Source organism: Gardnerella sp. 30-4 (assembly GCF_001641215.1).
Taxonomy (GTDB): Bacteria; Actinomycetota; Actinomycetes; order Actinomycetales; family Bifidobacteriaceae; genus Bifidobacterium; species Bifidobacterium leopoldii.
Genome location: NZ_LXJL01000015.1, coordinates 28,531 through 41,500 on the forward strand (window position 1 = coordinate 28,531; position 12,970 = coordinate 41,500).

Consider the following 12,970-nt stretch of genomic DNA (forward strand, 5'->3'; position numbering starts at 1 on the left):
TGCTCAATATGCAATGGCTTCTGGTGGACTATTAGGCGTTGGAATCGGAAACTCTCGTGAAAAATGGAATTATTTGCCTTACGCTCACAATGATTTTATTTTCGCTATTATTGGCGAAGAGATGGGCTTTTTGGTTGCAGCAGCAGTAATTTTGCTATACGTAATTATTGGTTGGTGCATACTATCTTCAGCATTAAAAGCGAAATCGCAATTTATTTCAATCGTATTAATGTGTATTGCAACGTGGATTGTAGGCCAAGGATTAGTTAATATTCTTGTTGTTGTGCAAATACTTCCGGTTATGGGAGTGCCTATGCCGTTTGTGTCCGCAGGTGGATCTTCGCTTGTTATGTGTTTGGTTGCAATTGGCGTAGCTGATGGTCTTATGCGTTCCAATCCGCAACTTACTATATCGAAGTAGTAAGTATTTACAACTTTTTTATAATATGAAAGTTATAACAAGGGTAGTGAAATGAAGTTTGATAATGCTATTGAGCATGAAGTGCATATTGTTCTTGCAGGCGGGGGTACTGCAGGTCATGTCAATCCTTTGCTTTCTGTTGCAAACGCGATTAAAAAGCTCAATCCTGAAGCGTTAATTAGTGTAATTGGCACAGAAGTTGGTTTGGAAAAAAGTCTTGTGCCGAATGCAGGGTACGAACTTGACACTATAGAAAAAGTGCCGTTCCCACGTAAGCCAAATCTAGATGCAATTAAGTTTCCAATTCGATGGATGCGCGAAAAACGCAAAGTGCGAAATATACTAGCCGCTAGAAAAGCAGATATAGTAGTGGGCTTCGGTGGCTATGCTTCTGCTCCAGTATATTCTCAAGCTCATGCGCAGCATATTCCTATTGTGATTCACGAGCAGAATGCTAAATCTGGAATGGCAAATCGCTTAGGTGCAAGTTGGGCTGATGCTGTTGGAACAGTTTATGGGAATACTGATTTGCGCACACGAAAAGGTGTCAAAGTTGAAAGAGTTGGTTTACCTCTTAGACCTGCTATTTCTCAATTGTGTGAAAGATTAGAAAAAGATTATGATTCCGCTCGCGTTGAAGGTGCGCAAAAACTTGGCGTTGACCCTAAACGTCCAATTATTCTTGTTACCGGCGGATCTTTGGGTGCAAAAAGCATAAATCAAGCTGTTGCTGCAGCAGCAGGAGATATTTTAAAACATGCGCAAGTAATTCACTTGACTGGTCGCGCAAAAGCGGAAGAAGTGCGAGATATAGTTGCAAAGCAAGTAGGTGAATCGCAAATAAACGATATTAAACCAGAGCATGCTGGTTGTGGCGATTATCATATTGCAGAATATTTAGAGCGTATTGATTGGGCTTTTGCTTGTGCAGATTTAGTTATATGTCGTGCAGGAGCTGGAACGGTTGCAGAAATTTCTGCACTTGGCTTACCTGCTGTATACGTGCCATTGCCTATTGGCAACGGCGAGCAGCGTTTCAATGTTGAGCCTGTAGTAAATGCAGGGGGAGCATTAATGGTAAATGATGCTGATTTCAATGCGAAGTGGTTTATAGATGAAGGATTAGCTTTATTGCAAAACAAAAAGCAATTACAAGCTATGCGCACTAAATCTTGGAATTATGGTATTCGTGATGCTGCAGACGTTATGGCGAAGCGTATTCTTGAAATCGCAAAAGAAGGCAGAAAGTAATGACTAATCTTAATAGCAATACAACTTCATCTCATAACAACATTGATTTAAACCCAGTAAAATCAGCGTTTGATGATTCGCAAACTATTTCAAAACTAGGGCGAGTGCATTTTATTGGCATTGGCGGAGCTGGAATGAGTGTTCTGGCAGAAATGTTGCATGAAGAGGGAGTAAGCGTAAGCGGTTGCGATCGTGAAGCAAATGATCACACTCAACGCTTGGAAGAATTAGGTATTGAAGTAGAAATTGGACAAAGTGCTTCACATGTTGAGCATGCAGATGTACTCGTGTATTCAAGTGCTATTAAACCGAGCAATCCGGAGATTATGGCAGCATATGAGCGCGGCATAAAACTTGTTCATCGCAGCGATATTCTTGCGTTATTATTATCTGCAAAAACTGGTGTGACTGTTGCTGGAGCGCATGGTAAAACAACTACTAGCTCACTTCTTTCTCATATATTAACTGTGGCTGCAGTAGGCGATTTGGCTGATCCAAGCTACGCAATCGGCGGATCTATTCAAGCCGCAGACGGAACAGTTTTAGACGGCGGTCATGCTGGTAATGGAATTGTTATGGTTGCTGAAGCTGACGAATCTGACGGAAGTTTTGAAAAATACAGCCCAAGTATTGCAATCGTAACAAATGCTGAAGCAGATCACTTGGATCATTACGGCTCTAGTGAACGATACAGAGAAGCATTTGTTGAGCACGTAAGTCATGCTGTTAATAACGTAATAATTTGTGCAGAAGACGAAGGTGCTAGAAAAGTACTTGAAGCTATGCCGGATAATATTTTAAACAAAACAATTGCTTACGGTAATTTGGATACTTGGAGCCTAAAACTCAGCTCGCGCGTACAAAAATTAGCTATCTTCGCAAGTATTGAGCATGAAAATGAGCAAGCTGTAAGTGGTCGCGAAATGTTTACGCTTGTATTGCCAGAAAAAATTTTGGATGAGCATACTAAATGTTCGAACAAGGTGCAAGTTAGCTTGTTAATACCAGGTTTGCATAATGCTCTTAATGCTTCTGCAGCTATTGTTGCTGCAGTATTGCTCGGTATGAATCCAGAAAATGCGGCTCGTGGTGCAGAAAGCTTCCGAGGTGCGTCTCGTCGTTTTGATATTCGTGGATGTGTTGATGGTGTAACAGTTGTGGACGATTATGCTCACCATCCAACTGAAATAGCTGCATTATTGCGCGCTGCTCGAAGAAAGTACACTTCTTCTACTCTTCGCGTGCTGTTTCAGCCTCATTTGTTCTCCAGAACGCAGGCTTTTGCTAATGAGTTTGCAAAATCTTTGGCTCTTGCAGACGATGTAATTGTTACAGGAATTTTCCCAGCTCGCGAAAAGCAGGAAGATTTTCCAAATATTAATGCTGAAACTATTGTTAAAGCTGCAAAATCACAGAATCTTGATGTAAAAATTGAAGCGGTTGACGATATGCGCGCAGCTGCGTTGAAACTGGCTTTGCGTGCAAAATCTGGTGATGTGCTGCTTACAGTTGGTGCAGGAAGTATTACTGCTATGACGTCTGTTATGCTAGAAGCATTGTAGTGCTTTGAAATTAAGCGATTAAAATATAAATTATTACGAGAGGCAATTATGGGTCGCGTGAGGTCAAGCAAATCGTACGATGCTGATGCAAATAATTCGCATCGTCGTACCGTTTCAAGTCTTAATATTGCGCGTACTGAAGAGTCTCGTAGTAATAAATCAAGCAGCATTGCGTCTCGTAGTAGTGCGTCTCGTAGTGCTGAATTGCTTAATAATGAATTGCGTAGTGGTGWATTGCGTGGTGTAGCGCGTGGTGCGAAATCTAATATCGGAAAATCTAATATAAAAAAATCTAGTATCGAAAAAACGCGTGATGAAAAAATTCATATTTCTAAACCTAGATCTGCTTCGTCGTTGCGCAAAGACCAGCGTTTCCAAAGGCATATAATCAGCCAAAACACATCGCAAATACGAGTAGCTGATGTTAATGAAAAAAATCATCAAGGTAAGTTTGTTGACGCTAGACTTTTGCCGAAGCTTGATTTTGTAAGAAAAACTTTAAGTCAAACTTCTGGTTCTCTTGGAATGATTACTCGTCCTAGAATAATTAATTTTCGAGAGCGTTTGAAAGAACGTAAATCTGCTTATTTGCAATTTACTGTTAAACGAATTCTTGCAATTCTTGCAGTGATTGCCTCTGTTTCGGCGATTGTTTGGTTTTTATTCTTCTCGCCAGTTTTTCTTCTTAAGTCTAGCGATATAAGTATTTCTGGATCTAACGAGTGGGTGAGTGAGCAAAAAATTGCTTCAATTGCGTCAACTCAGGTTGGTAAATCACTATTTTTAGTTTCTTCTCAAGAAGTAATTAACCAACTTAACGATATTCCTGGCGTAACTGAAGCAAAAGTTTCTAAGAATTTTCCTAATGGTTTGCATGTTTCTGTACATGCGCAACGTCCTGCAGCAATGCTCAAAACTCGAGATAGCAATAAATTAACTGCTGTTGACGCTAAAGGTCGCGTGTTAAATGCCGTAGCTCAAGTTACAACACAAGGAATACCTGTTATTGAAGTTTCAAATGTGCAAAGAAGTTTGAATAATAGAGCGGTACTTGAAGCTGTAAAAATTGTTAGTTCACTTTCGGAATCTTTGCGAGCTAGAGTTACGAGAGTTAGTGCAAAAACTCAAGATTCTGTCGAAACAGAATTAGGGGATGTTAAAAAAACTATTATATGGGGCAATTCGTCTCAGATTGAGTTAAAGAAAGCTATTGTTGCCAAGATTATTGATGATCCTAGTAAAATTGGAAACAAACGCAGCTTAGATGTGTCTGCTCCTGTGCGTCCAATTCTTAAATAGGGTTTTAAAACTTTATTAATTGCATTGTCAAGATTAGGTGTATAATAGTAATTCGTGTGTGCCAACGGCGTGCCTTATGTTATAGGCGTGCGTGTTGGGATATCCCAAGTGCCAAAGATAGTGCGCAGTAATGTGTGGCTGGAGGCGCGAGGGCCATCGGGCCGGTGGACTGTGGCTTTTACTCTTTAACCGATTCTTTGGTTATGGTGTGCTGCAGTGTGGCGGTTTTCACCAAATAGAAAATAACAATGAATCGGAGAACTTAAGTTGCCTACGATTGAACAACTTGTCCGTAAAGGACGTCAGGCCAAGCCGAAAAAGTCAAAGACTTTGGCCTTGAAGGGTAGCCCGCTGCGTCGTGGCGTGTGCACCCGTGTGTACACCACCACTCCTAAGAAGCCAAATTCCGCGCTTCGTAAGGTTGCTCGTGTGCGCCTCAGCTCTGGTATTGAAGTAACCGCCTATATTCCAGGCGAAGGTCACAACTTGCAGGAGCACTCCATCGTGCTCGTGCGTGGTGGCCGTGTGAAGGATCTCCCAGGTGTGCGTTACCACATCGTGCGTGGCGCATTAGATACCCAGGGTGTCAAGGACCGCAAGCAGGGTCGTTCCCTGTATGGAGCAAAGAAGGCGAAGTAAAACATGTCACGTAAAGGACCTGCAAAAAAGCATCAACTGCTTCCTGATCCAATCTACGGCTCGACCGTCGTGGCTCAGTTGATTAACAAAATCCTTCTCGATGGTAAGAAGTCCATCGCAGAAAACATCGTCTACACCGCTCTTGAGCAGGTGAAGGCAAAGACCGAGCAGGAGCCAGTTTCTGTATTGAAGCGCGCTCTTGATAACATTCGTCCAAATCTTGAGGTTCGTTCTCGCCGCGTTGGTGGCGCAACTTACCAGGTTCCAGTCGAAGTTAAGCCTGCTCGTGCAAACACTCTTTCCCTCCGCTGGCTTACTGACTTCTCACGTGTTCGTCGTGAAAAGACTATGGCTGAGCGTTTGGCCAACGAAATTCTCGATGCCTCCAATGGCTTGGGTGCTTCCGTGAAGCGCCGCGAGGATACCCACAAGATGGCAGAAGCAAACAAGGCTTTTGCTCACTATCGCTGGTAATCCACAAGATAATCGGTATCTTAAAGAGCTAAGGATAAGAATATGGCACAAGATGTGCTTAACGACCTGAATATGGTTCGTAATATCGGCATCATGGCGCACATTGATGCAGGTAAGACTACTACCACCGAACGTATTCTTTACTACACTGGTAAGAACTACAAGATCGGTGAAACTCATGATGGTGCTTCTACCATGGACTTCATGGCTCAGGAGCAGGAGCGCGGTATTACTATTCAGTCTGCTGCAACTACCTGCTTCTGGAAGCGTCAGACTCATGACGTTGATGATCGCTATCAGATCAACATCATCGATACCCCAGGCCACGTGGACTTCACCGCTGAGGTGGAACGTTCCCTTCGCGTGCTCGATGGTGCTGTAGCAGTCTTCGATGGTAAGGAAGGTGTGGAACCTCAGTCCGAAACCGTGTGGCGTCAGGCTGATAAGTATAGCGTTCCACGTATCTGCTTCATCAATAAGATGGATAAGCTTGGCGCTGATTTCTACTATTCCGTCAAGACCATCAAGGAGAAGCTCGGTGCAACTCCACTCGTTATTCAGCTTCCAATCGGTGCTGAAAACGACTTCGTTGGCGTTGTTGACTTGATTCGTATGAAGGCTTACGTCTGGAATGACGTTAAGGACGATATGGGTGCTCACTATGACACCGTTGACATTCCTGAAGATTTGCAGGAACGTGCAGAACAGTATCGTGCTGAGCTTATGGATCAGGTTGCTGAAGCTGACGATGAGCTGGTTGAGAAGTATCTTGAAACTGGCGAACTTACTGAAGAAGAAATGCGCGCTGGTATCCGTAAGCTTACCATTGAGCGTAAGGCATTCCCAGTAACTTGCGGTTCTGCATTCAAGGATAAGGGTGTTCAGCCAATGCTGGATGCTGTTGTCGACTTCCTCCCAAGCCCAGAAGATGTTCCATCTATTAAGGGCTTCAAGCCAGGTGACGAATCTGTTGAAATTGACCGTAAGCCAGTTAATACAGATCCATTTGCAGCATTGGTATTCAAGATTTCAACCCATCCATTCTATGGCAAGCTCGTGTTTGTGCGCGTTTACTCTGGCGAAGTAAAGCCAGGCGATTCCGTGTACGATTCCACGAAGTCCAAGAAGGAACGCGTTGGTAAGATCTTCCAGATGCATGCTGATAAGGAAAATCCTGTAGATTCAGCTGAAGCTGGTAACATCTACACCTTCGTTGGTTTGAAGAACGTCAGCACTGGTGATACTTTGTGCGACGAAAAGAACCCAATTTCTTTGGAATCCATGACATTCCCAGATCCTGTTATCGAGGTTGCTGTGGAGCCAAAGACGAAGGCTGATCAGGAAAAGATGAGCTTGGCTTTGGCTAAGCTTTCTGACGAGGATCCTACATTCCAGGTTAAGACCGATGAGGAATCTGGTCAGACTTTGATTTCCGGTATGGGCGAGCTTCAGCTTGACATTATCGTTGATCGTATGCGTCGTGAGTTCAAGGTCGAAGCGAACGTTGGTAAGCCACAAGTTGCTTACCGTGAGACGATTCGTAAGGCTGTTATGAACCAGGAATACACTCACAAGAAGCAGACCGGTGGTTCTGGTCAGTTCGCAAAGGTTTTGATGAACTTCGAGCCTCTCGACACAGAATCTGGCGAAACCTATCAGTTTGTCAACGAAGTTACCGGCGGCCACATCACCAAGGAATTCATTCCTTCAATCGATGCAGGCGTGCAGGAAGCTATGGAATCCGGCGTTTTGGCTGGCTTCCCAGTTGTGGGTGTAAAGGCAACCGTCACCGACGGTCAGACTCACGATGTCGATTCTTCGGAAATGGCCTTCAAGATTGCAGGTTCCATGTGCTTCAAGGAAGCTGCTCCTAAGGCTAATCCGGTAATTCTCGAACCAATTATGGCTGTCGAAGTCCGTACTCCAGAAGAGTACATGGGCGATGTCATGGGCGATTTGAACTCTCGTCGCGGTAACATCCAGTCTATGACTGATGCTACTGGCGTGAAAGTTATCGATGCCAAGGTGCCGCTGAGCGAAATGTTCGGCTACATTGGCGATCTTCGTTCTAAGACTCAGGGCCGCGCAATGTTCACCATGCAGATGGACTCTTACGCGGAGGTCCCGAAGGCCGTTTCGGACGAGATTATTAAGGCTCAGCGCGGCGAATAAAGCGCACGCTACTTCGGTGTTTTCTGTCCCCGGTCAACGCTAGAATTTCCTACGTTGACTGGGTTCTGGCACCGAAGTGGCACCTAACCCAGAAACCCAGTAATATGTAGCGAAAGACCTCTCACAAATGTGTGAGGCAAACTACGAGACGTCCAGGAGGACAAACACATGGCAAAGGAAAAGTACGAGCGTACTAAGCCGCATGTTAACATTGGTACCATTGGTCACGTTGATCACGGTAAGACTACCTTGACCGCGGCTATTTCTAAGGTGCTGCATGGCGAGTATCCAGATCTGAACCCTCAGTATGACTTCGATCAGATTGATGCCGCTCCAGAAGAGAAGGAACGCGGCATTACCATTAACATCGCACACATCGAGTATCAGACCGCTGAGCGTCACTACGCTCACGTGGACGCTCCAGGCCACGCTGATTACGTGAAGAACATGATCACCGGTGCTGCTCAGATGGATGGCGCAATCCTCGTGGTTGCTGCTACCGATGGTCCTATGGCTCAGACCCGTGAGCACGTTTTGCTCGCTAAGCAGGTCGGTGTCCCGAAGATCCTCGTTGCTTTGAACAAGTGCGATATGGTTGATGATCCAGAACTTATCGACCTCGTCGAAGAAGAGGTTCGTGACCTCCTCGAAGAAAACGGCTTCGATCGCGACTGCCCAGTCATCCGCACCTCTGCTTACGGTGCTTTGCACGATGACGCTCCAGATCACGAGAAGTGGGTAGAGACCGTCAAGGAGCTCATGAAGGCTGTTGATGAGTACATCCCAACCCCAACTCACGATCTTGACAAGCCATTCTTGATGCCAATCGAAGATGTGTTCACCATCTCCGGTCGTGGTACCGTTGTCACCGGTCGTGTTGAGCGTGGTAAGCTCCCAATCAACACCCCAGTTGAGATTGTTGGTTTGCGTCCAACTCAGACCACCACCGTTACCTCCATCGAGACCTTCCACAAGCAGATGGATGAGGCCGAGGCTGGCGATAACACTGGTCTTCTTCTCCGTGGTATCAACCGTACCGACGTTGAGCGTGGTCAGGTTGTGGCTGCTCCAGGTTCTGTGACCCCACACACCAAGTTCGAAGGCGAAGTTTACGTCTTGACCAAGGACGAAGGTGGCCGTCACTCGCCGTTCTTCTCCAACTACCGTCCACAGTTCTACTTCCGCACCACCGACGTCACCGGCGTTATCACCTTGCCAGACGGCGTTGAGATGGTTCAGCCAGGCGATCACGCAACCTTCACTGTTGAGTTGATCCAGGCTATCGCAATGGAAGAGGGCTTGACCTTCGCAGTTCGTGAAGGTGGCCGTACCGTTGGTTCCGGTCGTGTGACCAAGATTCTTGCCTAGTATTTTCTCTAACTGAAAATATTAGCTAAGGCTTAATAAAGACCCCACGAGTTTCCTCGCGGGGTCTTTATTATGTTCGTGCGCGCTTTGAAGGAGCTTGAAATCCCAATGATTTCAAGCTCCTTCAAAGCGCGATTTGGCATGCGAAGCACGGTTGTGGTTAATGCTCAAGCATGTCGTCGCGCACACAAAACACAACCCAGTTTCTAAAACCCAACCACACGAACCTGCCCTGCCTTCGTCAATCGAGACGAAGGCAGGCCTCGCTTGCGTTGAAAGCACACTGTGCTTTCAACCCTGAGCAAGCTCGGCGCTCCGAGTTGCTTTCGCGCGCGCAATGCTGCGCTCAAGCATGTCATCGCGCTCACAAAACACAACCCAGTTTCTAAAACCCAACCACACGAACCTGCCCTGTCTTCATCTTTATTGACGAAGACAAACCTCGCTTGCGTTGAAAGCACACTGTGCTTTCAACCCTGAGCAAGCTCGGCGCTCCGAGTTGCTTTCGCGCGCGCAATGCTGCGCTCAAGCATGTCATCGCGCCCATGTTTGGAACACAGAACACATAAATAAAAACCCTGCTGAATTCGTTCGGCAGGGTTTTGTGTTTAGAAAATCAGAACTACTAATCTCTATTATCTCCGAGCAACTCTAGCAAGTAGATGAACATATTAATGAAGTCCAAGAACAGTTGGAATGCGCAGAAAATAGATACTTTCTTAACCATTTCAGGCTGATTTTCATATTGTGCAAGTAATGCGCGAGTTTGCTGAGCATCGTAAGCTGTTAAACCTGCAAAAATAACGATGCCAATTCCAGCCATAAGACGCATGGTTCCAGTATCTTGCCCAATAAACGAAATAATAATTTGCGCAACAACGAATACAAGTAATGCAACCATTAAAATTGGACCAGCTTTAAGCAAATCCTTTTTTGTAGTAAGTGCAAGCATTGTCAAGCACAGGAAGAATCCTGCAGTTAAAGCAAACACTAATGCCACGGATCCAAGGCTAAATACTTGAAAGACTGAGCTTAAAGTGAATCCTGTTAAAGCAGCATAAGCATAGAACAAAACTCGTACTGTTGTCTCACTCATCTTCATTAAACGCGTTCCAAGAACAACTGCTATCACAACCTGAGCAATTGCCAGCATCATCCAACCCCATCCGCGGGTTGCAAACATAAATCTAAGCCAGAAATTACCGCTCTGAGTGAACAGTGCCACAAGAGTTGTAACAATCAATCCAAGCGTCATTTCGCCATAAGTGCGTCCTACTGAAACTCTTTTTGCTTCTTCAAAAGCATATGTTGCCTGAGTGTCAATAACCTCAGGAGCACTGCTTCCGTAATAATCTTGAGTAAAGTTTGTCATTATTTCTCCTTAACAGCTATGAAATAAAACGCTGTCAAGACAACGTTCTCACATAATTATAATTAAAGCATCTGGGAAAATGCTAAAAAAATACAGCATAATTTATACGTTCGTACAATAAGCTGATTTTAGTATTTCGTAATCTTGCGCTTCGCATTGATATTATGCCTTACTATTAGGTGCCTCTTCAACTTGAGGAGCACCATTAATATCGCGGTGAATACCTTGCATTTGTGTTTCAATATTTTGCAAGCTATGCGCGCAATCGAGCAAAGTTTGAGAGTGTTCAGCCAACTTTGCATCTGGCAAACCGGCTTTGTATCTTAAAGCGTGCTCCAAACTAGCCCAATAATCCATCGCAATAGTTCGGAATTGCACTTCAACTGGCGTGTAGTGTGCTCCAGAAGACAAGAACACAGGAACTGCATAAATTACGTGCAAACTGCGGTATCCATTAGGTTTTGGATTCTTAATATAATCCTTAACTTGCAATACTTGAATGTCTGTTTGTTTAGAAAGATATTGTGCTACAGAATACACATCGTCGCAGTAGTTGCAAATTACGCGAATTCCAGCTACGTCGAAAAGATTATCACGTATAGAGCGTGTGGAAATATCTAGATGACGCCTTTGCAGCTTCTCAAAAATTGAGTGCACTGATTTAAGACGGCGTTCCATGTGGTGAATTGGGTCGTGAGAGAATCGCACCTGAAATTCGCTATCTAGAATCTCGAGCTTTGTACTTATTTCGTACATTGCTCCTTCGTAAATTTGCATCATGTTTACAAATTCGTCGATTTGGTCTTCAGGAAGCATAAGCGAATTAGTTTTGTCGCATTGGGAGCAATTTTGTTGATTTTTTGTATTGCTTACATTGCTACTTAAATTGTTGCTTTCATTAGCTGCTTCGTTGCTATGAAGACGCGCATAGAGTTCTGCTGCGTTTACGCGGTTATGACGATCAAGTATCACGTCTTTTAATAATACTATAAAAACTGCTAAACGTCTGGGAGTGCGTATGTAAATGTAATATTCTTTGCAAAGCGTGATATAAATATCTTAGGTGATTGCGCGCAAGCAAAATCTAGGAAAGTATTTTGACGGGGAGTGTATTTTGTCTGAAAATAAGCAGGATAATATTCCTAAAGTAATTTCAATAGTTGGTCCTACAGCTTCAGGCAAAACTAGTCTTGGTATTGCGCTTGCGAAAAAATTAGCTGAGCGCGGGATTCGTGCGGAAATCATCAACGCAGACGCGTATCAAATGTATCGTTACATGGATATTGGCACGGCTAAGGCGAGTGCGCAGGAGCAGGCGGAAGTACCACACCATTTGCTTGACATTATTGATCCTGAAGAAACGATGACGGTTGCGCGCTTTCAAACTTTGGCAAGGCAGTGTATTAGTGAGTTGCAATCGCGTGGTGTGAGGCCGATTTTAGTTGGAGGATCGGGATTGTATGCTCGTGCTGCTGTGGATGATATTACATTCCCAGGCACGGATGAGTCTATTCGTGCAGCTTTGGAGGAGCGCGAGCGCAAAGAAGGAGCAGGTGCGCTTTTTGATGAGTTGCAACGAAAGGATCCGGTTGCTGCGGCTCATATGGATGCGCGCAATCCGCGACGTACAATTCGCGCGCTGGAAGTGATTGAGCTTACGGGAAAGCCTTATTCCGCAACGCTTCCGAAGTATAAGTATGTGATTGATTGCGTGCAAATTGGCTTAGATTTGCGTCGTGAAGATTTAGATAAGCGCGTGGATTTACGTACGCAAATTATGCGTGAGCAGGGTTTTGTGGATGAGGTGCGCGCAATTCGAGGGCGATTGGGTGTGACTGCAGCTCGTGCTCTTGGCTACCAGCAGATTATGGATTATTTGGATGGCGTTTGGAGTGAGGATGAGGCTTTTGCGGATATTGCGCAAAAAACTCGACGACTTGCACGCAAACAAATGGGTTGGTTTGGTAGGGATGCACGCATTTACTGGTTGGACGCGTTGCGACCGGATCTTGCGGAAGCTGCGCTCGCGATTGTTGATGCTGCGGATGCGGGGGAGTTTGATTGCAATAGTTCTGACGCTACTGAGCACGCTACTCAGCACCATCTCGGAGATGCTTTTAACGTTTAATTTAAGCATTGGAAACATTGGGTTTTGCTACAAAAAACGCCACTGTTTTAGCAGTGGCGTTGTTGCGTTTGTGGAGTCGCGGGGAATTGAACCCCGGTCCGGTGACCGTACCCTCGGTCTTCTACGTGCGTAGTCTGCTGGCCGTGCGGCAGTTTTTCTGCCCCCATGTTATCGCAGACAATTCATGGCGAGCATATCTACAGTCAAAGTCCCTGAATTGTCCTGCAGCTCGGCAATTCAAGCAAGTCTTCTTATGACGTTCAGCACCACTCCGAAGACGTGAG

General features: G+C 45.0%; 11 protein-coding genes and 1 other RNA gene. 9 read left to right on the plus strand and 3 right to left on the minus strand.

Features of this window, described 5'->3' with window-relative positions; all coding sequences use genetic code 11:
- The 8 genes from A5294_RS01440 to tuf all read left to right on the plus strand — a co-directional run.
- On the plus strand, positions 1-421 hold a 421-nt coding region (locus tag A5294_RS01440; protein WP_197457097.1), incomplete at its 5' end, for an FtsW/RodA/SpoVE family cell cycle protein.
- Between the two features lie 51 nt (positions 422-472).
- Positions 473-1,672: a glycosyltransferase gene (locus tag A5294_RS01445; protein ID WP_064340273.1), complete on the plus strand. Its 1,200-nt coding sequence runs from the start codon at positions 473-475 to the stop codon at positions 1,670-1,672.
- A complete protein-coding gene (murC, locus tag A5294_RS01450; RefSeq protein WP_064340274.1) occupies positions 1,672-3,234 on the plus strand; it encodes a UDP-N-acetylmuramate--L-alanine ligase in 1,563 nt (520 codons plus the stop codon). Before A5294_RS01445 ends, murC begins: the two co-directional genes overlap by 1 nt.
- Before the next feature lie 48 nt (positions 3,235-3,282).
- A complete protein-coding gene (locus A5294_RS01455; RefSeq protein WP_064340275.1) occupies positions 3,283-4,533 on the plus strand; it encodes a cell division protein FtsQ/DivIB in 1,251 nt (416 codons plus the stop codon).
- A 267-nt stretch (positions 4,534-4,800) separates the two neighbouring features.
- Positions 4,801-5,172 carry a 30S ribosomal protein S12 gene (rpsL, locus tag A5294_RS01460; protein ID WP_003813881.1) on the plus strand — a complete coding sequence of 124 codons (372 nt, stop codon included), beginning with the start codon at positions 4,801-4,803 and terminating at the stop codon, positions 5,170-5,172.
- A gap of 3 nt (positions 5,173-5,175) precedes the next feature.
- Positions 5,176-5,646 carry a 30S ribosomal protein S7 gene (rpsG, locus tag A5294_RS01465; RefSeq protein WP_004107405.1) on the plus strand — a complete coding sequence of 157 codons (471 nt, stop codon included), beginning with the start codon at positions 5,176-5,178 and terminating at the stop codon, positions 5,644-5,646.
- A 42-nt stretch (positions 5,647-5,688) separates the two neighbouring features.
- Entirely contained in the window at positions 5,689-7,818 is a 2,130-nt protein-coding gene (fusA, locus tag A5294_RS01470; protein ID WP_004107409.1) for an elongation factor G, read from the plus strand.
- A 168-nt stretch (positions 7,819-7,986) separates the two neighbouring features.
- Positions 7,987-9,186 (plus strand): elongation factor Tu, encoded by a 1,200-nt coding sequence (tuf, locus tag A5294_RS01475; RefSeq protein WP_004118785.1) that lies wholly within the window; start codon positions 7,987-7,989, stop codon positions 9,184-9,186.
- A gap of 625 nt (positions 9,187-9,811) precedes the next feature.
- Here the strand turns inward: tuf and A5294_RS01480 are convergent.
- Together A5294_RS01480 and A5294_RS01485 are read right to left on the minus strand one after the other, a co-directional pair.
- Positions 9,812-10,558 carry a Bax inhibitor-1/YccA family protein gene (locus A5294_RS01480; RefSeq protein ID WP_004107416.1) on the minus strand — a complete coding sequence of 249 codons (747 nt, stop codon included), beginning with the start codon at positions 10,556-10,558 and terminating at the stop codon, positions 9,812-9,814.
- A 162-nt stretch (positions 10,559-10,720) separates the two neighbouring features.
- Positions 10,721-11,530: a GTP pyrophosphokinase family protein gene (locus tag A5294_RS01485; RefSeq protein ID WP_004107417.1), complete on the minus strand. Its 810-nt coding sequence runs from the start codon at positions 11,528-11,530 to the stop codon at positions 10,721-10,723.
- 142 nt (positions 11,531-11,672) lie between these two features.
- Here A5294_RS01485 and miaA point away from each other — a divergent pair, with 142 nt between their 5' ends.
- The gene (gene miaA / locus A5294_RS01490; protein WP_064340276.1) at positions 11,673-12,686 is read left to right on the plus strand and encodes a tRNA (adenosine(37)-N6)-dimethylallyltransferase MiaA; all 1,014 of its coding nucleotides are present in this window, start codon (positions 11,673-11,675) and stop codon (positions 12,684-12,686) included.
- 68 nt (positions 12,687-12,754) lie between these two features.
- On the opposite strand, the gene ssrA is transcribed toward miaA, so the two are convergent.
- Positions 12,755-12,970: a transfer-messenger RNA gene (gene ssrA, locus A5294_RS01495) on the minus strand; the annotation flags it as partial.

What these genes read in the sequence shown, in the direction of transcription:
- murC (WP_064340274.1), top strand. Translation starts at nt 1,672, where the DNA reads ATGACTAATCTTAATAGCAATACAACTTCATCTCATAACAACATTGAT.
- tuf (WP_004118785.1), top strand. Translation starts at nt 7,987, where the DNA reads ATGGCAAAGGAAAAGTACGAGCGTACTAAGCCGCATGTTAACATTGGT.
- fusA (WP_004107409.1), top strand. Translation starts at nt 5,689, where the DNA reads ATGGCACAAGATGTGCTTAACGACCTGAATATGGTTCGTAATATCGGC.
- rpsG (WP_004107405.1), top strand. Translation starts at nt 5,176, where the DNA reads ATGTCACGTAAAGGACCTGCAAAAAAGCATCAACTGCTTCCTGATCCA.
- A5294_RS01445 (WP_064340273.1), top strand. Translation starts at nt 473, where the DNA reads ATGAAGTTTGATAATGCTATTGAGCATGAAGTGCATATTGTTCTTGCA.
- A5294_RS01480 (WP_004107416.1), bottom strand. Translation starts at nt 10,558, where the DNA reads ATGACAAACTTTACTCAAGATTATTACGGAAGCAGTGCTCCTGAGGTT.